General features: G+C 45.1%; 19 protein-coding genes. 7 read left to right on the forward strand and 12 right to left on the reverse strand.

The features are described from left to right. Window positions 1-5: 5 nt before the first annotated feature. The 5 genes from yeiP to MHN00_RS09830 all read right to left on the reverse strand — a co-directional run bounded on the left by yeiP (window position 6) and on the right by MHN00_RS09830 (window position 5,920). On the reverse strand, window positions 6-581 hold the full coding sequence (gene yeiP, locus MHN00_RS09810) for an elongation factor P-like protein YeiP (protein WP_014951071.1): 576 nt from the start codon (window positions 579-581) through the stop codon (window positions 6-8). Window positions 582-683: 102 nt separating this feature from the next. Continuing rightward, on the reverse strand, window positions 684-2,369 hold the full coding sequence (locus MHN00_RS09815) for a cisplatin damage response ATP-dependent DNA ligase (RefSeq protein WP_239301040.1): 1,686 nt from the start codon (window positions 2,367-2,369) through the stop codon (window positions 684-686). Further along, window positions 2,369-3,385 (reverse strand): ligase-associated DNA damage response exonuclease, encoded by a 1,017-nt coding sequence (locus MHN00_RS09820; RefSeq protein WP_239301041.1) that lies wholly within the window; start codon window positions 3,383-3,385, stop codon window positions 2,369-2,371. Before MHN00_RS09820 ends, MHN00_RS09815 begins: the two co-directional genes overlap by 1 nt. A 274-nt stretch (window positions 3,386-3,659) precedes the next feature. After that, a complete protein-coding gene (locus tag MHN00_RS09825; protein ID WP_239301042.1) occupies window positions 3,660-4,601 on the reverse strand; it encodes a transporter substrate-binding domain-containing protein in 942 nt (313 codons plus the stop codon). Window positions 4,602-4,741: 140 nt separating this feature from the next. After that, window positions 4,742-5,920, reverse strand: a complete 1,179-nt coding sequence (locus tag MHN00_RS09830; protein ID WP_239301043.1) for a DUF418 domain-containing protein — start codon at window positions 5,918-5,920, stop codon at window positions 4,742-4,744. A gap of 223 nt (window positions 5,921-6,143) precedes the next feature. Between MHN00_RS09830 and MHN00_RS09835 the strand changes: the two genes are divergently transcribed. The 3 genes from MHN00_RS09835 (at window position 6,144) to MHN00_RS09845 (ending at window position 10,397) form a co-directional block, all read left to right on the forward strand. Further along, the gene (locus MHN00_RS09835; protein ID WP_239301044.1) at window positions 6,144-8,750 is read left to right on the forward strand and encodes a ligase-associated DNA damage response DEXH box helicase; all 2,607 of its coding nucleotides are present in this window, start codon (window positions 6,144-6,146) and stop codon (window positions 8,748-8,750) included. A 184-nt stretch (window positions 8,751-8,934) separates the two neighbouring features. Next, entirely contained in the window at window positions 8,935-9,639 is a 705-nt protein-coding gene (gene pdeM / locus MHN00_RS09840) for a ligase-associated DNA damage response endonuclease PdeM (RefSeq protein ID WP_239301045.1), read from the forward strand. Between the two features lie 68 nt (window positions 9,640-9,707). Continuing rightward, window positions 9,708-10,397, forward strand: coding sequence for a hypothetical protein (locus MHN00_RS09845; protein WP_239301046.1), 690 nt, complete (start codon window positions 9,708-9,710; stop codon window positions 10,395-10,397). A gap of 138 nt (window positions 10,398-10,535) precedes the next feature. Here the strand turns inward: MHN00_RS09845 and MHN00_RS09850 are convergent, their stop codons facing one another. The 3 genes from MHN00_RS09850 to folM all read right to left on the reverse strand — a co-directional run bounded on the left by MHN00_RS09850 (window position 10,536) and on the right by folM (window position 13,336). Then, the gene (locus MHN00_RS09850; protein WP_239301047.1) at window positions 10,536-11,429 is read right to left on the reverse strand and encodes a carbon-nitrogen hydrolase; all 894 of its coding nucleotides are present in this window, start codon (window positions 11,427-11,429) and stop codon (window positions 10,536-10,538) included. Then, a complete protein-coding gene (locus MHN00_RS09855; protein ID WP_239301048.1) occupies window positions 11,416-12,480 on the reverse strand; it encodes an agmatine deiminase family protein in 1,065 nt (354 codons plus the stop codon). Before MHN00_RS09855 ends, MHN00_RS09850 begins: the two co-directional genes overlap by 14 nt. A 148-nt stretch (window positions 12,481-12,628) precedes the next feature. Further along, window positions 12,629-13,336, reverse strand: a complete 708-nt coding sequence (gene folM, locus MHN00_RS09860) for a dihydromonapterin reductase (protein ID WP_014977635.1) — start codon at window positions 13,334-13,336, stop codon at window positions 12,629-12,631. A 161-nt stretch (window positions 13,337-13,497) separates the two neighbouring features. On the opposite strand from folM, the gene folE reads away from it, so the two are divergent. Further along, the gene (gene folE / locus MHN00_RS09865; protein WP_014951061.1) at window positions 13,498-14,181 is read left to right on the forward strand and encodes a GTP cyclohydrolase I FolE; all 684 of its coding nucleotides are present in this window, start codon (window positions 13,498-13,500) and stop codon (window positions 14,179-14,181) included. 100 nt (window positions 14,182-14,281) lie between these two features. Here the strand turns inward: folE and MHN00_RS09870 are convergent, their stop codons facing one another. Together MHN00_RS09870 and MHN00_RS09875 are read right to left on the reverse strand one after the other, a co-directional pair. Further along, the gene (locus MHN00_RS09870) at window positions 14,282-14,524 is read right to left on the reverse strand and encodes a hypothetical protein (protein ID WP_014951060.1); all 243 of its coding nucleotides are present in this window, start codon (window positions 14,522-14,524) and stop codon (window positions 14,282-14,284) included. Window positions 14,525-14,847: 323 nt separating this feature from the next. Next, window positions 14,848-16,797 carry an amylosucrase gene (locus MHN00_RS09875; RefSeq protein WP_239301050.1) on the reverse strand — a complete coding sequence of 650 codons (1,950 nt, stop codon included), beginning with the start codon at window positions 16,795-16,797 and terminating at the stop codon, window positions 14,848-14,850. Between the two features lie 279 nt (window positions 16,798-17,076). Here MHN00_RS09875 and MHN00_RS09880 point away from each other — a divergent pair, with 279 nt between their 5' ends. Beyond that, window positions 17,077-18,294, forward strand: coding sequence for an MFS transporter (locus tag MHN00_RS09880; protein ID WP_014980533.1), 1,218 nt, complete (start codon window positions 17,077-17,079; stop codon window positions 18,292-18,294). 125 nt (window positions 18,295-18,419) lie between these two features. Next, window positions 18,420-19,238, forward strand: a complete 819-nt coding sequence (locus MHN00_RS09885) for a mechanosensitive ion channel domain-containing protein (protein ID WP_014977631.1) — start codon at window positions 18,420-18,422, stop codon at window positions 19,236-19,238. A gap of 78 nt (window positions 19,239-19,316) precedes the next feature. Here the strand turns inward: MHN00_RS09885 and MHN00_RS09890 are convergent, their stop codons facing one another. Both MHN00_RS09890 and MHN00_RS09895 read right to left on the reverse strand, forming a co-directional pair. Then, a complete protein-coding gene (locus MHN00_RS09890) occupies window positions 19,317-19,700 on the reverse strand; it encodes a VOC family protein (RefSeq protein WP_014951056.1) in 384 nt (127 codons plus the stop codon). Window positions 19,701-19,723: 23 nt separating this feature from the next. After that, window positions 19,724-20,674, reverse strand: coding sequence for an aldo/keto reductase (locus MHN00_RS09895; RefSeq protein WP_239301052.1), 951 nt, complete (start codon window positions 20,672-20,674; stop codon window positions 19,724-19,726). Window positions 20,675-20,929: 255 nt separating this feature from the next. Between MHN00_RS09895 and MHN00_RS09900 the strand changes: the two genes are divergently transcribed. Then, window positions 20,930-21,472, forward strand: coding sequence for a lipocalin family protein (locus tag MHN00_RS09900; RefSeq protein ID WP_014951054.1), 543 nt, complete (start codon window positions 20,930-20,932; stop codon window positions 21,470-21,472). Window positions 21,473-21,504 lie beyond the last annotated feature (32 nt).

Below are 21,504 nucleotides of genomic sequence, written 5' to 3' on the forward strand. Positions count from 1 at the left end.
GAGGCTTAGTGCTTATCTGCTCTGCTTTGGAACTTACGCTCTTCAGTATTAACCTTAATCCATTCGCCAGTGCTGATGTATTCAGGCACCTGTACAACCAGTCCGGTTGAAAGCGTGGCAGGCTTGGTTCGAGACGTAGCAGAGGCGCCTTTAATAGATGGGTCTGTCTCAACAACTTCAAGCTCTACGCTCATTGGCAAATCTAGCGCTACTGGCACTTCACTTACGATAACCACCTGAATACCGTCGGTGTCTTCATTAATGAATAGCGCCTCATTTTCAATACTTTCTTTGTTCAAGTGATAAGGCGTGTAGTCTTCCTTATCCATAAAAATGTATTCGTCACCATCAACATAAGAAAACATTGCCGGACGACGAATTAAATCAGCCATATCTAATGTGTCTGAGTCTTTAAATGTTTCGTCGTACTTAGCACCTGTGACCACGTCATACATGCGCATGCGATAAATGCTGCCACCTGCACGACCTTGGGGTACAGAACGCTCTATATCTCTAACTATGCAGGTCTTACCGTCAAATACCACGGTGTTATTCTTTTTGATTTCACTAGCCTTAGGCATGGCGATTTCCTATTTTTGTTCTCTTCAGGCAATCCGCCCGAGGTCATCTGTAAAACTTCATTTTCAGCGATTTTTTCTTACTTAGGAAGTATTTTTACGTGGTTAGTTTTCGATTAACGCTTTAACGTTGGTTAGCGTGTCAGCTTCGGCGGCGGGTTTATCCCAACGAATACGGTGAATGCGAGGGAAGCGCAGCGCTACACCCGATTTATGTCTTGAAGAAGGATGGACCGCGTCGAAAGCCACTTCTAACACCAGATCTTTCTTTACCTCCCGCACAGGGCCAAAGCGTCCAACTGCATTGCGCCGTACCCAGTTGTCTAGCTTCTTAAGTTCTTCGTCGGTAAATCCAGAATATGCTTTTCCTATTGGCAGAAGCTGGTTGTCTTCCCATGCACCGAACGTGTAATCGGAATAGAAGCTCGATCGTTTCCCGTGCCCTCGCTGCGCGTACATCATTACCGCATCAACCACCAGCGGGTCGCGCTTCCACTTGAACCATTGCCCTTTGGGACGGCCGGGGATGTACTTGCTATCTAAGCGCTTTATCATCAACCCTTCCACCGCGCGATTTTGACAAACGTGGGCGTGAAGTTCACGAAGGCTTTTAGGAGAGCTTGCAGAAAGGGTTTCCGATAAAAATAATCGCTCGCTTTTGTTGTGGTTAAACCATTCATGGAGCGCCTGGCGACGTTCCTTCAACGTTTTCTCAGTTAAATCTTTGCCATCTAGCACCAAGGCATCGTAGACAATAAGTCCAACAGGTGAAGACGCTTGCAGTGCTTTACTTGGCTTTTTCTTGTTGAGGCGTTGCTGAAGTGCATTGAATGTGTCGACATTCGGCTGTGAAGCCATAGCGTCATAAGCGTCGCCTTTTACGTTATGAATAACCAGTAGTTCACCGTCTAGCACCATATTTCCGTCTACCGTCTCTAGTAGGTCGGGAAAAGAATGGCTAATGTCATCCCCTGTGCGTGAGAAAAGCGCCTTATCCGGCGTCTCTTCATCTATTGTTTGCCCTTTTTTGTTATCGTTCTGGTCTTTTCTTGTGGCGCATTTACTGGCAATAGGCTCCGATTTAACAGCAAGCTGAACGCGAATACCGTCGTACTTGTTTTCAATTTGCCACGTGTTTTCCGTAAAAGCATCAATATCGCTGTCCTCAATAGGGTGGGAGAGCATCACGGGGTGGAAAGTAACTGCATTTTCAATGTCAGGTTTGTCAGCTTTGCCTTCTAGCCAAGCAAGCATGTCGGTGTAGGGTGGTGTAACCGCGTGCCACAGCGTTTCAATTTCTTTGATATCTTTATTGCCATAATCGGCCAGTATTTGTTTAATGGAGCGAGCCGACACGCCTATGCGCAATCCGCGGGTGCCAAGTTTCAATAAAGCCCAGCGCTGTGCAGGGGTCATTATCGTCAGGTAGTTGGCTAGCGTTTCCGACACCTTCTGTTTACTCACAGACGCAAAGGTTTCTACGACTTCAGTAAGACTTGGAAGATTATCCGTAGGTTCACTGTAAGGCCATAAATGCGCCACGGTTTCGCTAACCTCTCCCACATAATCGTAGCTCATTGCAAAAAGCGCAGAGTCAGTGTGTTCGGTAATGAGCTTTTTCACAGTGTTACGCTTAAAAAAATCAAATCGCAACGTACCGGCCATAGCGGCTATAGCCCAACCACGATCAGGGTCAGGTGTGTTGGCAATGTAATCAGCAATGAGTTGCGCTTTGGCTTTGTTTCCCGACGTGTAATAAAGTTGCTCAAGCAAAATACCAAATGCTTTCATTAGTCGCCTCCTTGCTCTTCTTCATCGTAGCCGACAAGCGATAATGCCCTAGCTTTGAACCCCATTTTTTCAGCTTGATACATTAACGCGTCTTCTCTACCGTGGGTCACCCATACTTCTTTGGGATTCACTTCTTCAATGGTTTGTAATAATTCTGGCCAATCGCAGTGATCGGAAATAATAAGCGGTAGTTCGGCATTTCTTTGCTTCGCACGGGCGCGAATTTGCATCCAGCCAGACGCCATAACAGGGCGCACATTGGGTAAGCTTCTCGACCACCTGTCGGCCAATGCCGAGGGGGGCGCTAATACAATCTCACCTGCCAGTGCTTTCTTATCTGCGACATCGGATACAGGTATTAAAGCACCTAGATTTATTCCAAGCTGTTCATATAAATCGCATAGCTTTAGCTGCGCACCATGTAAGTAGATGGGCTTTTCGTACCCCGCTTCACGTAGCGCTAAAATAACCCTCTGGCATTTCCCTAGGGCATACGCACCAACAAGGTGGCATCGTTCGGGAAAAACACGTAACGAGTGAAGGAGCTTATCTATTTCGTGCTCTATAGGTGGATGTTTAAACACAGGAAGGCCAAAAGTGGCCTCGGTAATCAATACATCGCAAGGGACAACTTCAAACGGCGGGCAGGTAGGATCGTGGCGACGTTTGTAGTCGCCGGAAACTACAACGCGATAACCTGCATATTCGATAAGAATTTGAGTAGAGCCTAAAATGTGTCCGGCGGGGAAAAAAGTGACCGCAACGTCATTAAATGTCACTGACTTACCTAGCGTTATGGCGTGTTGGTGGGTTGCCATTTCATCGCCGTAGCGGGTTTTCATAATGGCCAGTGTTTCTGCGCTGGCATAGACACTGTGGTGGCCTGCGCGCGCATGATCAGCGTGTCCGTGAGTGACCAGTGCTGTGGCCACTTCATTCATCGGGTCAATATAGAAATCACCCGGCTCGCAATACAGGCCAGTGTCGTCAGCTTTAAGCCATGTTGATGGATGCACTACACATAATTTCCACGAAATAAACAATGCTCTTACTACGTAGTGAGTACCTAAAATCGACCATTTGATATTCGCTCGTCTAGGATTTTTGCGAACTGCTAAGCGCTTAAGCACATTGTTTGTCGCAGTAGATATGGACTTGATACAGCTTCGGAAGAGGCACTTTAAAAGTCTCTCACATTACATGTGTGGTTGAATCAATGGAGTACTTTCCTTGATGAGAAGTAACACTGATTAAGGATGCTGTAGTCTTATAACGTGCTATTCGAGCTACCTATTGTACAATCTCAAGTTGTTGGGCTTCTGATGCTGTTGCCTCTAGCGTCGCTTCGGAGAGGTGTGGATTATTAAGTTTAAGTACGGTTCTCTCTGAAAGCTTCAGCGCTTTTTCAATATCTTTAAAACTAATGTATTTTTCAAATAACGCGGCGAAGCTTCCGTCTTGTCGGGCAATATTTAATCCCCGTTCTATGCGCTGCGCTAATTCAGGTTTCGATTGTGAAACGAAGAAGAACATGTAAGACGGGTAATACAATAAAACTGAAGGTTCTATGATAATGTCCGGGTCGTTTAGCGATTTCGCCTCTACCACCGCCTCATGAGCCGCACGTGGAAAGTAATCAATTCTACCAGCCTTTAAAAGCTCAATGATAATGTCGTAATTACTGGTTCCTAACGTAGTAAATCCGTTGTGCTCTAGAATCTGAAAGTCGGGCCAGTCGTGACCTTGACCTGCAACAAACCGCTTTAGGTCAGGCGCGCTACGAACATTGTTAAACTCACGTAGAGTAGTTTGGCGGATCAAAGAGACACGATAGCCCATGATTCCGTTCAATAGAGGAACCCGCACCGGAATGGCTTGCTGTTCACGTAGTTTTGACGTCACTGTCCAAAATACGTCAATTCCCCCTTCTTGGTTTAGTTGGCGCAGAACGCGTTCTTGCACCAAATTGCCGCTACTCTCTACGAGATATGTTGGTTTAATAGGGTCTTCTGTTTTGCTAAGCGCTAATTTAAGCAATGCAGAGTAATAGGCATGAGAGGCATAGTCGAGCTCACTACTTTCGACTATCTTAACTTCGTAACTGCTAGGGACGAGCTGTGATGTTTGCGCACTGTCCAACACACTTCCAAAAGCTTGTTGACAGAAAAGGTGCCAAATTATCATCACCGCTACTATTGAAAATAGTCCTACTCGACGTCGACTTTGTATCATGCCTATTTACCTCAATGGCTAAGGAAAAGCCATTGGGCCTGCTAACCTTTAACATTGAGTAAAGCTTAGCAGGCCTACTTATTTAGGTTACGTTTACCGTTCAGTATAGACACAATTTTCAAGATGCAAGCGATATGGCGTTAGGTGAGCTGCTCTATTTCGTCCTGTTTCAATTTTTGCTTTTTGTGAAAACTGCGCAAATACATTTTTCGCCATAGGGCTTCAAAGGGACCTTGGTTGAAGTGCTTAGTAATGCCGTTCGCCAAAATAACTTGTACTGCGGTGAAGGCGATGGTGACAAGAAGCAAATCAAGCAAAGTTACGCTGTAAATAAAGTTTGGAAAATAAGCGGGCATGACGATGCGAAATAGCACAGCGAGTGCTATTGATTGGGTTAAGTAGAGGGTGAACGCAACTTTGCCGCAGTTTATAAGCGACTGATACCACCACGCCGCAGTATGTCTTATATTTATCAATAGGTGAGCGTATACCAAAGCACAGAAAATGGCTGGAATGCTAGTGAACATGGGAATCACATCTAATGTTACCTGTTCGAATAAAAATTGCGGAAGTGCAGTAATGATGGATGTGACGATAGCAACCAATACTAACTTCTTAAATAGTAGTGACGAGAAGCCGTGATTGAAAAAGCCTGCCCTGTACAAGTAAGCGCCAAACATCATAAGCCCCATAGACTGCCACAGCATAGTGAATGGCGCGACAATAACCGTAGACAGCATAAACGATGCTTGAATACCAAGTTGCGTTAAGTAGCCGCTTTGCCACAAGGCCACTTCTTCGTTAAATGTTTCACTGGGTCGCGTTGGCAGTTCAGTCCCCATGTCGAACACAAACGCCATGACGAGCCCACCAACTAACATAATTGCGCTTCCCACAATAAGGTAATGAATACTTTTCTTTTTGAGTTTATCTTGAGGGAGCGTGAAGTGTTTTAAAATAAAAAATGCGCACAGGCTGTAATAAAGCAAAATGTCGCCGCTGAAAATAAATACGCCATGCAGTAGCCCAAATACAAACAGCCACTTGAGTCTGGCTTGTGAGAAATCTAGGAAATGTTGTCCGCGCTTTTCACAGGCCTCAAATTGAATTGCCAGACCTGCACCAAACAACAAGCAGAACAGAGAGCGAAATCGTCCATCCAAAAACAGCGTGTTAAAAAGTGAAATAACCGTGTCTGATAATAGCGGCTCTTCAAAAAATGCATAGTTAGCGTAACCGTTTTGGTGAAACGTAATGTTCATGAATAAGATGCCAAGAATGGCTAAACCTCTAACGGCGTCTATTGAATGAATTCGCATGTACGGTCCTTGTAAGAAAATCGCTAATTCGTGAAGCATAAGAAGGTCAAAAACTCCGCGCTGAAGTTTACGCTAAGAAAATGCATAAGGTCGAAGTGAAAAATGTATCTAAACGTTAAACGCGCTGAGGATGATTACATTGTGCATCTATCGTAAGGCGTGACAAGTAAACCTAACCAAGGTTTTGCCGTATAAGTGCTAAAAGTATTAACAAGAACCATCAATGACTTCACTTCCTTCAGTCTTTGCCCATTGGTTTGAACAAAAAGGCTGGCAACTACGCGATTATCAACACACCATGCTGGTGGAGAAAGACCAGCATGACTGTACATTATTGATTGCGCCAACCGGCGCTGGCAAAACCCTGTCGGGCTTTTTACCTAGCCTAGTCGAACTTGCAGAGACATTTGGTATGAGCGAACTTGCAGAGACATTTGGTATGAGTGAACTTGCCGAGAAGTCGGAAAATGGGGAGCTTGTTAAGAAGACCGGAACCAGTGAACAAGCCGAAACAAAAGCAATAAACAAACAGGCAACAAAAGGAAAAGAAAAGGATGGGTTCAACGGCCTACATACCCTTTACATATCGCCGCTGAAAGCACTCACGCAAGATATTCATCGTAATTTGTTACAGCCCATTGAAGAGATGGCGCTGCCTATAACGGCAGAAACACGTACCGGCGATACGCCCTCACACAAGCGCCAGCGTCAACGTAAAAAGCCGCCAAACATCCTGCTTACCACACCAGAATCGCTCATGCTGATGTTGAGCTACGCCGATGCCGATAAGCTTTTTGGCAAGCTTAAACGCGTGATCATCGACGAAACGCACAGTTTAATGGCCAACAAGCGCGGAGACTTTCTTTCACTCGCCCTCGCGCGGTTAAGCGTTCTATCACCGCATTGTAAGCGTATTGGCTTATCAGCCACTGTCGCTTTTCCCGAAACGCTAGGTGCGTGGCTGGCTGGCAGTGACGGTGTAGCTAATATTGTAAAAGTGAAAGCGGGTGAAAAACCTAAGGTGGAAATGCTGCACTCTAAAGCGCGCATGCCTTTTGGCGGCTTTATGGCTCGCTACGCCATCGATGATATTTATCAGGCTATTGAAAACGCCAAAACCACGCTGGTTTTTGTGAATACGCGAGCTCAGTCAGAGCTGTTGTTTCAAATGCTGTGGGAGGCAAACAAGGCTGCGCTACCCATTGCCCTTTATCACGGCAGCTTGAGCAAAGAGCAGCGTCGTAAGACCGAAGCCATGATGGCAAGCGGCATGCTGAGGGCAATTGTATGTACGTCGGCCTTGGAGTTAGGTATCGACTGGGGTGATGTAGACAAGGTCATACAAGTTGGCGCACCTAAAGGTGTAAGCAGGCTGCTGCAAAGGATAGGGCGAGCAAACCACAGGCTCGACGAGCCAAGTGAAGCGTTGCTCGTACCGGCAAACCGTTTTGAAGCGCTGGAATGTCAGGCGGCGATCTCCGCTATTGAAAAAGGGGAGCTAGACGGGGAAAGTCCACAGCCAGGGGCACTGGACATTATCCCGCAATTTATAATGAACTGCTTGTGTAGTAGGGCCGATAGCCCAGATACCTTGTATCAAGAGATACTTACCGCCACGCCATACCAAGGGCTCGATAGAGATGATTTCGCAAAACTGTGGCAGTTTACTCAAGACGGCGGCAGTGCGCTTAATGCGTATGAGAGATATCAACGCCTCACAAAAAACGACGATGGCACTTACTCGCCAGCGAATCGGCGGGTTATTCAACGGCACAGACAAAATATCGGCACAATCGTTGAAGCGGGTCGGCTTAAAGTAAAGCGTATACGAAGAGGAAATCAGGGCAAGATAATTGGTGAAGTAGAAGAGTATTTCGCTCAGCAGTTAACGCCCGGAGACACCTTCTATTTTGCAGGAGAAGTATTGCGTTTTGAGGCTATTCGCGACATGCAGCTACACGCTAAGCCTGCAAAAGCAAAAGAGCCGAAAATACCAAGCTACGCGGGTGGTCAAATGCCGCTATCTACTTACTTGGCGGATGGGGTACGGGCAATTTTGGCTACTCAGAAATCATGGAGAGCACTGCCTGCACAGGTACAAGAGTGGCTTAAACTTCAACAGGCGTTTTCTCAATTGCCTAGTCCTGACAACGTGCTTGTAGAACAATTTCCGTTTAGACAGGCGCACTATACCTTGTACTACACCTTCGACGGACGCAAAGCGAACCAAACCTTAGGTATGTTGCTAACGCGACGAATGGAAAAAATGGGCATTAAGCCTTTAAGCTTCAGCGTGACCGATTACGGATTATCGGTGGCTTCAGTAAACGCCATCACCCAAGGACAGCTGCAGCAACTATTCCAGCCTGATATTTTAGGGGATGAGCTAGAAGACTGGATGTTACAGGCACCTATGCTCAAGCGCTCGTTCAGGCAAGTGGCGGTGGTGAGTGGGCTCACTGAACAGCGCTATCACGCCAGCCAAAAAACCATGAAGCAAGTAACGTTTTCTACCGACCTTATCTACGATACATTGCGCGAACACGATCGCGACCATATCTTACTTAAAGTAGCACGGGCCGATGCAGAGCGTGAGCTACTTGATTTAAGGCGACTTGCTAATTTACTTATTCGCTACGTGGATTCAACGACACTGGTAAACCTTGAAAAACCGTCGCCCATGGCCATTCCTATAGTACTGGATGTGCGTAGTGAACAAGTGAAAGGCGCTGGCGCACAGGCTATCATCGAGCAAGCTAATTTATATGCAGAAGCTGAAACCATGTTAGACGAAGTTCGCGCATTGCTATCAGGGGCTAGCGTTGAATAACGTGAAGATAAACACGACCTTTAGGCTTCGCTTTAATACCTTGGCGATGCACTTCACGCCTGACACCTTGCTCAACTAACAAGAGCGGTCACAATGCGGAAGCTTGAAGCGTAGTCCCGCAAAATTAACGAGCGGTTTCAAACCGATAATAAAAACTCACAAACGAAGAGCAAAAGAGGAAATTTTGGCAATAAGCGATGCTTGGCTAACCGAAAAAGTAAGCCAGCGCCACATCACTATCACAAAATATGCAGACTACTTGTGGCTGCTAGATGCTCGCGGTGTGGCGTATTTACCCGCATGCGATTGGCTTATAGTGTCTGATCTCCACTTAGAAAAAGGCAGTTATTTACGCAGTTATGCGAACCCGTTGCCGAGCTTGGATTCCACCGCTACGTTAACGCGATTAGAGAGCATCATCGATGATTACAAGCCACTGCGAGTAATCAGCTTAGGTGACAGCTTTCACGATAAACACAGCATGTCGCGCATGACCTTTGATGACCGTCAGCACTTATGCAGATTAATTGATAGTGTGAACGAGTGGATGTGGGTAGAAGGTAATCATGACCCAGATTTACCCGACGGCATACCGGGTACGCCGTGTTTTGAAATAGTGTTAGATAATATGGTATTTAGACACGAAGTAGAAACAAGTGAAACTCGTGCTCAGGTTATTGGCCATTATCACCCCAAAAAGCGCACAACCATTACTCGCCGCCGCTACTCAGGCAAATGCTTTACTAACAACGAAAATGTATTTGTGATGCCAGCCTTTGGTCAGTTCACTGGTGGGCTGGATATAGATGAAGAGGTAATGCTAACGCTTCTGCCTAAACGCTCACGACAGGTATTCATGCTCTACGACAACATTATATTTAAAGTTTAGTCCAGCAAAGTATATAAATGGTACTGTGTCTTTTTTTGGATTTAACAAACAATTGAGTGAGCCGTCACATGGATAGTGCATTTAAACTGTTTGCTTTTTTTATTCTCTTGGGAATCACATCCTGTTGTGCCATAGGAAGAGAGCAAAACACGACTGAAACGGTTATTAATAAAAGGGGAGAAAACCTCTTTTTATTAGGGAATTTTGATAGTTTCACTCTAGATGCTGTAGTCAAAAAACTAGAAAAGTCACCAGAGATTACTCGTATTGTGTTTACTGCAAATGGAGGCTCTAACGACGATAGTGCCACTCTTAAACTAGGACGCTTTATTCGGCAAGAAAAGCTAGACACTCATGTATTAGAAGGAGGAGTAATTGCATCAGGAGGAGTAAGTTTGTTCTTAGCAGGAGTGAAGCGTTCTATAGGAAAAAATGTCTATATTGGGGTTCATTCATGGCAACACTGTAGTGGAAGTGGCGTTCTGAACTGCAAATCCGCAAAAGATTTTGCACATACAGATCCAGCGCATCGTCTACATAATGACTACATAAAGGAAATGCTATCGACTGACAGTTTTTATTGGTTTTCGATTAACGCTGCGCCACAAAATTCAATTCATTGGTTATCATCATCAGAAATACAATCTTTTAAATTGGTGAATCATTCGATAAATGAAAACCTTGAAATTCCGTTTCCTCGTGCATTTCAAAACGAGTATGAAAACGTATGTCATAACTGTCCGATGAAGAATCGGTAGCTAATGGGGTCAGAGTACATTTCCACCGCGGCAGAATTAAAAAAGGGGTCAGAGTAAATTTTGTGACTTAAATTTGTCTTGGAAAATGTACTCTGACCCCATTGTTTCAAATAATGTACTCTGACCCCATTATTTGGGTTAATCGCGCCAGCGCTTGGTTAGTTCGTCGTAGGCGTCTATGCGGCGGTCGCGGAAGTAAGGCCAAATGCGCTTCACTTGCTCGGTACGTTCCATATCAAGCTCTACGGTTAGCGTGGTTTCACCTTCAGCTTCGGCTTTGGCCAAAATCTCACCTTGCGGGCCAGCTACAAAGCTTTGTCCCCAGAACTGGATGCCTGGGTCGCCTTCAACAGGTGACGCTTCAAATCCAGTGCGGTTTGCCACGATAACCGGTAGTGAGTTTGCCACAGCGTGAGAGCGCTGAATGGTTTCCCATGCACCATGCTGACGAGTACGTTCTTCTTCTGTGTCAGTTAAATCCCAGCCGATTGCGGTAGGGTAGAACAACAAGTCCGCACCTGCCATCGCCATTAGGCGCGCCGCTTCTGGATACCACTGGTCCCAACACACCAATACGCCAAGTTTACCTACGCTGGTTTCAATAGGCGTGAAGCCCATATCGCCCGGTGTGAAGTAAAACTTCTCGTAAAAGCCTGGATCATCAGGAATATGCATTTTACGATATTTGCCCGCAATTTCTTTACTGCGGTCGAACACGACTGCGGTGTTGTGATACAAACCTGAACCGCGCTTTTCAAATAAAGATGTCACCAACACGATATTGTATTTTTCGGCTAGTTCACCAAAAAATTCTGTCGCAGGTCCAGGAATTGGTTCAGCCAAATCAAAGGCGTCAGTATCTTCTTGCTGGCAAAAATACAGGGTGCTGTGTAGTTCTTGAAGCAAAATACACTCGCATCCTTCAGCGGCTAATTTGGCAATTTGCTCGGCACTTTTATTCCAGTTCGTTGCTTTATCGTTATCGGCAACGGCCTGTTGTACCAGACCCACTTTTAGCTTAGCTGGGCGCATGTAATGACACTCCTTTCTTTAAGGTGGTGATAATCGAATCTTTTAATGTATTTGTGGGAACCTGCATGGAAATGCAATGCAAGCTGCCGTATTGTCTTACGAGTACACTGCAATCGATTGGTTCAACAATATGATTGGGATGTGCTCTTTGTACAGTCTCAATGGCTTCTGCGTCTTCCTCTTCACCGTAAACAGGCAATAATATTGCGTTGTTACAAATTAAGTAATTTGCGTACGATGCCGGCAGGCGATCCCCTTCGTCATTTACAATATTAGGCAGCGGCAGATGAAACTGTTCATGCTCAGGCAGCTCAAGGGCGCACTCGTCGCACAACGCTTTCAACCCTTCAAAGTGACTGTCATTAGGACGGTTGTTACACGCCTGGATCACTAGGCCTTTGTTCAGCGTGAAACGCACTAATGTGTCGATGTGACCGTCAGTATCATCGCCTTCTAAATGACCATGTTGCAAAATAGTAACTTTGCTGCAGCCTAGCATATCTTTAAATGCATCTTCGTAAGCGCTTAGCGACATATCACCATTACGCTCAGGGTTAAGTAAACACTGGGCAGTACTTAATAGGTGTCCGTCTTCATCAATTTCCAGCGCGCCACCTTCTGCCACAATTGGGCTGCTGCGAAGTATAGATTTACACATGCTGGCAAGATAACGCTGATTCGCCAGATTATCTTCAGCGGCGTTAAACTTATTGCCCCAACCGTTAAAGCGAAATTCTACCGGCGAGCCATTGCCTTCACTGTCTTTACAAGTGATGAAGCCGTAGTCGCGCATCCATGTGTCGTTAAATGAGGCAGGAACAATAAGCACTCGAGCGTTCTCTGGTAAACGAGAATTAAGATCGTCTACGTCACTCGGCGCACATAATAAAATCACACCCGCATCGTTGCGGTTTACTGCAGCAATCACGTTCAGATACGTCGCTCTCGCGTCTTCTAACCATGGAGCCCAGTCGGTTTGCGCATGAGGCCACGCTAACATAACAGCATCAATGTTATGCCATTCAGGCGCCATAGTACGGTTGCCGTGCATAGTAAAATTCCAAATAGCTACGAAATAGGGTTCGGATTATAGCCATGCCTCAGCATGAGACCAAGGCAAATGGCGATGAAATTAATTGGCGGTGACGATTACTTTAAGCCATGAGGACAACTGAAATGACAGAAAAAAGGGGCAGTCTTTATTTTAAATGCCGCCCACCGTTGAGGTGAAGGGTTTGCCCTGTCACATAGTCACTATCAAATAAATAGTTCACGGCTTTCACGGCCTCTTGCGCCCCCGGTACTATCTCTAACAGTGATTTTTCTAACGCTTTTTGCTTATAAGCTTCGTCATCACCCTCATTGAACATAAGCAAAGCTGGGGCAATGCTATTTACTTTTACCTTTGGTGCGAGCTTCTTAGCAAATGATAGGGTCAGGTTGTGCAGGGCTGCCTTACTTGCCGCATAAGCCATGTGTTTCTCGCTGCCTGTTTCTTGAACGTAGTCAGTCATATGAATAATGTCAGATTGAACGTCGCAATCACAAAGAGCCTTTTCAAGTGCCAAGTTTATGCGGTAAGGGGCAACAGCATGGACCAACATCATTCGTTCAATCAAGCTATGCTTGTCATGGTTATCTTTTTCTTGCGCCCAATCTGACGCGTTGTGGATCACCGCTCGATAGGTTTTACTGATTGCCTTAATCTCATCAATTGCTCGATCAATAGCCGCCTCAGTGCTAAAATCCGCCTGTAAGACTGTAGCACCTTTATCCTCAAGCATTGAAATACTTGGACGAAGTGTTCGATAAGTCACGACAACGTGGTGGCCCTGGTCAAGTAAACTATTGGCCATAGCTAAGCCTAAACGTTGACTTGCGCCTGTAATTAACACAGGTGAATTCAAGATGATGTCCTTCTTTCGTAAAAGGTAACGGTTTTATTATTCTGTGCCAAATGCACAGTCGGTAGCAATGACATTAAATAAAAGTCATGTTGCCAAGTAATCGATCTGTAACGAACTCATGCTCGTACAAGATCAAAAAAGAAGTAACTACGGATAAAGTAATGTTAGCAAAAGAAGCGGTAATTGTGCGCGACGCACTAGACCCCTCTATTTCAGAGCCAGCACAACGTGTACGAGAAGCATTAGAAGCCAAAGGTTTAGAAACACCTATGGTGGCTAATGGTCTTACTGACGAGCAAAAGCGCAAACGAATTGAAAGTGCTATGCGTGACGTAATGGACACGCTTGGCCTTGATCTAACTGACGACAGTTTGTGTGATACGCCCACGCGAATCGCTAAAATGTATGTTAATGAAATCTTCGGTGGATTGGACTACCGCAAATTTCCTAAGATTACTGCCATTGAAAACAAGATGCAGATTGACCAGCCTGTACAGGTATCTGATATAAGCCTGACCAGCACCTGCGAACACCACTTTGTTACTATTGATGGCACGGCAACCGTATCTTATATTCCAAAAGACACAGTAATCGGCCTTTCAAAGATTAATCGCCTTGTGGGTTTCTTTGCTCAACGTCCACAGGTACAAGAGCGTTTAACTCAACAAGTGTTAGTTGCGTTGCAGACGTTGACCAATACTGAAGACGTAGCGGTGAGCATTAACGCCACGCACTATTGCGTTAAGGCGAGAGGGATCCGTGATACTAATTCATATACGAAAACGTCTGCGCTCGGCGGCCGTTTCCTTACTGATAATGAATTGAAACGAGAGTTCTTTCGGTAGTTAATGGTTGTTTGTTTCGGAACTTTATTCAAGAACTTTAAAAGCCGCTCATGAAGCGGCTTTTTGTTTGCTAACATTTTGCTACGCTTTCCAATGCGCTTTATTTGATAACAAGCTCTGCATCCAGTGAATCGACAATCAAATTGATACGGCCACCAATACCATCGGCCGCCGTTAAACTGAGTACTTTATTGCAGCACCCACAAGATTCATGCTGTTCGTGATACATGTCGCGAACTGTTTCTAACTGGAAGTCATTTATTGCGCCGCAATACGGGCACATGTATTCCAAAGCACTATCACTTTGCATCGTTTTATCCGTTACCATGTTAAACATATCCATATGACATAAGTCGAATCCCGCTGTGTAATACTTCTGCGTGAAGCAAGAAACAAACCACACACAACAAGAAGAGTGCTACTTCCGCGTCAATCAGTTTGAGAGCCAGTCAAACACAGGCCAAGCTACCAAAGTTATGCGGAAGCTACGTGAACTATCTATTCACTATAAAAAGTATAGTGGGTATTTATTGGTGTGCCTGTGAAAAAATGACTTATTCGATAAGTCACTGGCAGTAAAGATAATTAATTTGGCGACTAAGCCGCGGATAACTTGCTAACCACTTTTCAAACAGCAATTAGCAAGATATGGCGAAAGCTCGAACTTTAATCAGCAAGAAGCCACATTTGTTGAAAAGGCTCAAGCAATAGTGGTGAAGCATTCATTTCGACAGTTTCATCAGTTAGCAAATCTCGGCTTGATGCGCCCTTTAGTGTTGCCAAAAGGCTACGCTGAATGGTCTGAGAGTGCTCACTGAAGTTACATATCACAAGCAGCTTGTGACCCTGTGTATTTTCCCGAAGAAAAGCAAAGCAATGATGGTTATCGGCATCTAAAATTTGGGTGCTAGATTGCCCGAAAATCGCATTCTGCTTTCTAATTGCTATCATTTTGCGCAATCCGCTAAACACGCGAAGGCTCGCAATCTCTGTAAGGTTGGCAGGCGGCGTGTTTCCTAGCGCCAATTCTGTATCTGCGCGGGTAACAGCAATTCGGTTTACCCATCTGTCGTCGTGCTTTTTAGTGTCATCAAATCGATAGCTGTAGTCATTAAGCTTGCCTACCTCATCACTTGAGTAAAGTAACGGAATACCTCCAATGCTAAAGGTGATACCGTAAAGCAGCATCATTCGTTTCACAGCGTCATCAATGCCTTTTGAATCGTTGGATTTAAGCGCGCCTTCTAGCCCACATAAAGAGGCCAGTGAACCACACACACGACAATCGCCGTTAGAAGGGTTTTCAGCAAACGGCACGCCGTTGGCAAAACTTCCTTCAAAACGACCGGTATAAAATTGATTAAGAAAATGGCGGTGATCGAATGCGTTAATACCCAGTTCGTTGGCTACCGCGTCGTCGAAGGTCCATCCGATATCGTCGTGGCATCGCACGTAGTTCACCCATGTGCAGTTCTCAGAAATAGAGAAGCTCTTTTTCATTGAGCGCGTAAGCAAACGGGTTTTACGCGTGGCTAACGAGTTCCATAGCAGTGCCATTAGCAAAGGGTTGTAGGATAGCTGACACTCATCTTTGTCGATGTACTTAAGTACTTCGTCAGGGTGCACGATGGCTTCTGACTTAAAGACCACGGCAGGCGCTACAATTTGTAAGCAACAGTTGAACGCTTGTATAAGTACGTGGGCCTTTTCCTGATTTTCGCAGTTAGTACCAAGCTCTTTCCAAATAAAGGCCAACGCATCTAAACGCAGTGCAGCGCTACCTATATTGGCCAGAAACAACATTTCAGACGTGATAGCGTTAAACACCTCAGGGTTACTGTAGTTTAAATCCCATTGAAAGCTGTTAAATGTCGTCCATACCCATTTCTCTATCTGTTCATTAAAGGTAAAGCTACCTCTTCTTACCTGGGGAAATATTTCTCTTAAAGTATGTTCGTACTGATCGGGAATGGTTCTGTCATCGAAAAGGTAGTAGTAGTCTTGAAACTGCTTCTCACCTGCCAGTGCAGCTTTCGCCCAAGCGTGCTCGTCAGAGGTATGATTGAACACAAAGTCGAGAACAAGATTTATTCCCTCTTTCTGAAGTGCTGAAGCAAGCTTTTCCAGGTCTTTCACTGTGCCTAGCGTTGGATTAACCTTGCGATAATCCGACACAGCATATCCTCCATCGCTATCCCCTTTGGGCGCATCGTATAAAGGCATTAAGTGCACATAGGTAACGCCTAAAGACTTAAAGTAGGGAATTTTGTCATGCAAGTCATTCAGAGTGGGGCCCATCAGGTCAACATAACAGGCCATGCCGACTTGCTGTTCATCGCGATACCAAAGCGGGTTTTTTAACCTTTCATTATCAAGCTTTTTGAGGGCTGGTTTACGGCTTTTTAACCCGTCTCTTAATATTTCAACCAGTTTTTGTAAATGAAAGTAGCAGTCATACTGGTGCCCATAAACGTAGGTATATTTGTCAAAAAGACGAGGAAAATGTTCCTTCAAGCGACGCGTAAAAGTTGTTGCATCTTTCTTACTTAGACCAGATAAATCGGTTGATACCAAGATTCGGTCTAAACATACACCACTGTCAGCAGCATAGCTCATAGAAAACTCCAAAGTGCGACGCTTAGGTGCGTCATACAACCTATCCTAATTAACAGGTTTACAGGCTTTTTAAATTCTGTTAACTTTTATCTTAAACGATTAAGCTCATTTATCAAGTTTATTACATCGTTATTTTTGACCTACTGAATGCGTGCAATGATCAACGTGTTTTTGTGAAGTTTAGAAGGGCTGAACAAGGCCTTTCATACCGTGCTTGTGAGACAGACTATGCCCAATCATGATCCTAGTAGCAGAATTATCAGATGGCTAACCTACCTAATGTTTATGATGTTTGCGATGACGTCAGACTCGGTAGGCGAGATAATCAAAGAAGTGAAAGTGGCGTTCTCTGTCACCAATGCTCAAGCAAGCTTAATGCATTCACTCCCCATGTTAGGTATTGCCTTATCGGGTCTATTCCTAGGTTTCTTGGCTGATAAGTTAGGCCGCAAGCCTACCATTATCATTGGTTTAGCGTTGTTTGGCCTTGCATGCTACAGCTTCTTAATTGCTAACGACTTTGTGTTGATTGTAAGTTTAATGAGCTTATCTGGCGTTGCCGTGGGCATCTTTAAAACAGGTGCGCTGGCGCTCATCGGTGATATTTCAACATCGACCAAGCAGCACACAGCAACTATGAATGGTGCAGAAGCCTTCTTTGGCGTTGGCGCAATTATCGGGCCTCTTATTGTCGCTTATCTTATCCATCAAGGCGTTGCATGGCAGTGGCTTTATGTAATCGCCGGTGGTGTTTGTACGCTACTTATAATCGGAGCTTTGCTGGTGAAATACCCCGCTTACACTCGCGATACAGCCTCAGGTGAAAAGAAAGTATCGATAGCGCAGAGCTTAAGTTTAGTGAAAAACCCCTATGCTTTAGGATTTTCAGTAGGCGCGTTTTTATATGTCGCCGCAGAAAGCGCCATTTATGTGTGGATGCCGAGTTATTTAGTGTGCGACGCGACTACGCTTAAAGCGACCTATGATTGTTATACTGAAGGCTTCTCTCAGACCCTTGCAATATACTCGGTAACGGCATTCTTTATCCTTCGTGCTGCAGGGCGTTTCGTAGGCATCTGGATGATGTCTCACTTCAACTGGGCATTGGTTCTTATGGTGTTCACTGGTGCTATTGTACTGTGTTTCGGTCTTGGTTTGTGGGGCGGAAAACAGCTTGCGTTGTTTCTATTCCCGCTAACGGGCATTTTTATGTCAGTAATTTATCCTACCTTTAACTCAAAAGGCATAAGCTGTTTCCCAAAACATCAACACGGAAGCGTAGCCGGAGTAATCTTGTTCTTCACCGCAGCAGGTGCGGCTGCAGGGCCTTTCATCATGGGCCTGGTGAGCGACGCCAACGGTGGCGACGCCAAGTATGGCTTTATGGTAGCCACGGGTTTTGCTGCCGTGCTCTTTGTTGGCTTGGTGTATAACTACATTAAGAACCCTACCAAAGAACGTTTAGCGGAAATTGAGGCAAGCGAATACGCCAACTAAATGCAATGCTCGCTCTTTATTCCTTAAAACCGTAACGTGCCGGGCTTGCTCTCGGCACTGGTTTTTCCTCACGTTGTTGTTTAAGCTTCGGTTATTCCTATCAGTTTCTAGTCTAATCACGTTCCATGGATGAGTTAAAACAAGCGCAAGCCCTCTACGACACTCTTGTAGAATTTGCAGTGACCTACAGTTTCCAAATTGTAGGCGCCATCATTATTTTTCTGCTTGGCTGGTGGGTGGCCAATAAAATAGGCCACATGGTTGAAAACCTGATGGTCAGCAGAAATATCGATATTACGCTGAGCCGCTTTACCGGCGGTGCCAGCAAGCTAGTGGTATTGGGTATCGTAATAATTATAGCATTAGGTAATGTGGGCATTAGCGTAACCCCACTTATAGCCGCCGTAGGTGCTGTAGGTTTAGGGGCAGGTTTAGCTATTCAAGGTATGTTGGCCAATTATGCCGCTGGCTTTACCATAATTATTACCCGTCCTTTCGTTGTTGGCGACACTATCCGCGTGCGTGGTGTTGCAGGGGTGGTCGATCAAGTCATGTTGCCCTATACCATTCTTATTGACGAAGACAATGTTCACATCCAAATACCCAACAAACTGATAGTCGGTGAAATCTTGCATAATTCTGCAGAGAACATGTTGATTGAACTTGAAATTGGCGTTGCCTATTCCAGTAAGGTCGATGAGGTAATCGATGTGATTCGCAAGGCTGTTGAAACAGTAGATGGAGTCAGCGAAGAAAAGTCACCCGCCATTGGTGTAGATAATTTTGGCGACAGCAGTATTAACTTTGGTATTCGGGTTTGGGCGCCAGCTGTAAGGCATTTCGAAGTGCGCTATGCACTAAACCAAGCCATTTTTAATGCCCTTCAGCAGCATGATATTGAAATACCATTCCCGCAGCGGGAAGTCAGGATGCTCGACCAATAAAAGTTTGTATCGCTATTGATAAAAATGCCGAATAAGAGCCCCCTTATTCGGCATTTTTCTATAACGGCTACGCGATTTTTAGATTTCGTATAGCTCTAGAGGTAAACCGTCAGGATCTTGGAAAAATGTAAAGCGTTTGCCGGTGTATTCATCGGTTCTCACTGGCTCGCATTCAACCCGCTTATTCGTTAGGTGGTTGATCATTTCATCAAGGTTGTCCACTTTGAACGCTAGGTGCCTAAGTCCTTGCGCTTCAGGGCGCGACGGTCTTTGCGGTGCCCCCGGAAACGAAAAAAGCTCAATCTGACTGCCATCAGGTAACGCGAGGTCACATTTGTAAGAGTCTCTGGCTTCACGGTAGTTTTCATCAATAATCGAGAAGCCCAACACGTCCGTGTAAAACGTCTTTGAGCGAGGGTAGTCACTACAAATGATAGCGACGTGGTGAAAGCCTTTCAGCATCTAAATTTCCTTAATATTTATACTTACGGCATCTCTTGACCGCGAGCAGACTCAAATAACTTGTACCAGTGCTCTCGACTTAAATGAACATCTTCAGCCTTTTGGCTTGCTTTAATTCTGTCAATGTTGGTACTGCCCAAAACGGGCGCAATGTTGGCAGGATGTCGCATCAACCAGCCCAAAACAATCGCTTCAGGCGTAGTTTGATATTCACCTGCAAGTTGAGCCACTATGTCTGCTGTTGCACGGTCATTACTATTTTCAACTTTTGCACCTGTGTATCTACCTTGTGCCAAGCTTCCCCATGCCTGAAGTTGCACGTTGTTCATCATGCAGTATTCAAGTGTGCCGGGCGCATAACCTGTATCGCGATTAGCCGCACTGTTGGTAGTAATACCGTCTTCTAACCAGTCTCTAAAGCCAAGGCTCATTTCAAGTTGGTTGGCAACAATAGGTGTGGAAAGTGCAGACTGCAGGTAATTAATTTGGTGACCATGCATGTTTGAAACGCCAACATGCTTTATTTTACCTTGCTGCTGAAGCAGCTTCAGTGTACCGGCGACTTCGTCTAGCTCCATAAGTGGATCTGGACGATGCAGCAGCAGTATATCAAGCTGTTCTATTCCTAATCTAGAGAGAATGCCTTCAACCGACGTGTGAATGTGATTTGCTGAAAAGTCGTAACGCTTTGGTCCTAAATCATCCTCAAATCGTATTGCACATTTAGATTGGATAATCATTTTGTCTTTTAATTCGGGTGCTTGCTTGAGCGCTTCACCAAAAACCGTTTCGGCTTTGCCGAACGTATAAATATCAGCATGATCAAACACATTAATATCTAAACTCAGCACAGTATCGATGATGCTTCTTGCTTGGCTTATATCGGCTTTGGTTGCTGGTTTGTCGTTCCAACCGCCACCTAAGCCCATGCATCCATATATTAAGCGGCTTGCGTGTGGAAAGTGTGCATTCATGTCATTTTCTCCCTGTTTGAGAATATCTAGTGGGCAGGGCCTGTATTAGCTCAAGGCTTGTTTTAAAAGCACTGTAATATGGTCCAAGCGATAAGAAAAGTCTGATTAGGCGAGCGTATTTTTACTGTCGACCGTTAGCCTAGCTTGAAGGTTTATGGTGTTGCAGCACCGATAAAGATCATTTTTGCGATGTAGGCGTGTATTTAAATTAATCAGTGGGCTTTTTAAAAGCTGAGTTCAAGGAAAAGAGGGCATATGTTTAAGCAGTTAGTTTCAATGATTATGGCGGGTATGGTGTGTGTGGGCTTGTCTGGCTGTACTGGCGTACCTGACAAGGTAGTGCCGGTTGAAGGCTTTGAGCTTCCTCGTTATTTAGGGAAGTGGTATGAAATAGCGCGCTTTGACCATAGCTTCGAAGAAGGATTAAGCGAAGTTACGGCAACCTATAGCATGCGCGATGACGGAGGGGTTAAGGTAATTAATCGCGGTTTTTCAGTAGAAGAAAATGCATGGGATGAAGCCGAGGGCAAAGCGTATTTTGTAGAGTCTGAAACGACAGGGCATCTGAAAGTATCGTTCTTTGGCCCATTTTACGCTAGCTATGTAATTATGGAGCTAGATAAAGAAGGTTATCAATATGCTTTGATAACAGGCCCAGATAAAGACTACCTTTGGATTTTAGCGCGAACACCTTCTATTTCAGATGAAGTCCGCACCCGTTTACTAGAAAAAGCGACATCGGCTGGGTACGACGTTAGCAAGCTTATTTGGGTAGAGCACGGCGAAGAGAATTCATAGCCACTTTCGAGCGAGTTGTTCTGCGCGCAAAA

This window comes from Alteromonas sp. Cnat2-8, assembly GCF_022348355.1.
Lineage (GTDB): Bacteria > Pseudomonadota > Gammaproteobacteria > Enterobacterales > Alteromonadaceae > Alteromonas > Alteromonas macleodii.

What these genes read in the sequence shown, in the direction of transcription:
- MHN00_RS09825 (WP_239301042.1), bottom strand. Translation starts at nt 4,601, where the DNA reads ATGATACAAAGTCGACGTCGAGTAGGACTATTTTCAATAGTAGCGGTG.
- MHN00_RS09895 (WP_239301052.1), bottom strand. Translation starts at nt 20,674, where the DNA reads ATGAATGCACACTTTCCACACGCAAGCCGCTTAATATATGGATGCATG.
- MHN00_RS09890 (WP_014951056.1), bottom strand. Translation starts at nt 19,700, where the DNA reads ATGCTGAAAGGCTTTCACCACGTCGCTATCATTTGTAGTGACTACCCT.
- MHN00_RS09855 (WP_239301048.1), bottom strand. Translation starts at nt 12,480, where the DNA reads ATGCACGGCAACCGTACTATGGCGCCTGAATGGCATAACATTGATGCT.
- folE (WP_014951061.1), top strand. Translation starts at nt 13,498, where the DNA reads ATGTTAGCAAAAGAAGCGGTAATTGTGCGCGACGCACTAGACCCCTCT.
- MHN00_RS09850 (WP_239301047.1), bottom strand. Translation starts at nt 11,429, where the DNA reads ATGCGCCCAGCTAAGCTAAAAGTGGGTCTGGTACAACAGGCCGTTGCC.
- MHN00_RS09875 (WP_239301050.1), bottom strand. Translation starts at nt 16,797, where the DNA reads ATGAGCTATGCTGCTGACAGTGGTGTATGTTTAGACCGAATCTTGGTA.
- yeiP (WP_014951071.1), bottom strand. Translation starts at nt 581, where the DNA reads ATGCCTAAGGCTAGTGAAATCAAAAAGAATAACACCGTGGTATTTGAC.
- MHN00_RS09830 (WP_239301043.1), bottom strand. Translation starts at nt 5,920, where the DNA reads ATGCGAATTCATTCAATAGACGCCGTTAGAGGTTTAGCCATTCTTGGC.
- MHN00_RS09835 (WP_239301044.1), top strand. Translation starts at nt 6,144, where the DNA reads ATGACTTCACTTCCTTCAGTCTTTGCCCATTGGTTTGAACAAAAAGGC.
- MHN00_RS09885 (WP_014977631.1), top strand. Translation starts at nt 18,420, where the DNA reads ATGGATGAGTTAAAACAAGCGCAAGCCCTCTACGACACTCTTGTAGAA.
- MHN00_RS09870 (WP_014951060.1), bottom strand. Translation starts at nt 14,524, where the DNA reads ATGGATATGTTTAACATGGTAACGGATAAAACGATGCAAAGTGATAGT.
- MHN00_RS09815 (WP_239301040.1), bottom strand. Translation starts at nt 2,369, where the DNA reads ATGAAAGCATTTGGTATTTTGCTTGAGCAACTTTATTACACGTCGGGA.
- MHN00_RS09900 (WP_014951054.1), top strand. Translation starts at nt 20,930, where the DNA reads ATGTTTAAGCAGTTAGTTTCAATGATTATGGCGGGTATGGTGTGTGTG.
- MHN00_RS09880 (WP_014980533.1), top strand. Translation starts at nt 17,077, where the DNA reads ATGTTTATGATGTTTGCGATGACGTCAGACTCGGTAGGCGAGATAATC.
- MHN00_RS09845 (WP_239301046.1), top strand. Translation starts at nt 9,708, where the DNA reads ATGGATAGTGCATTTAAACTGTTTGCTTTTTTTATTCTCTTGGGAATC.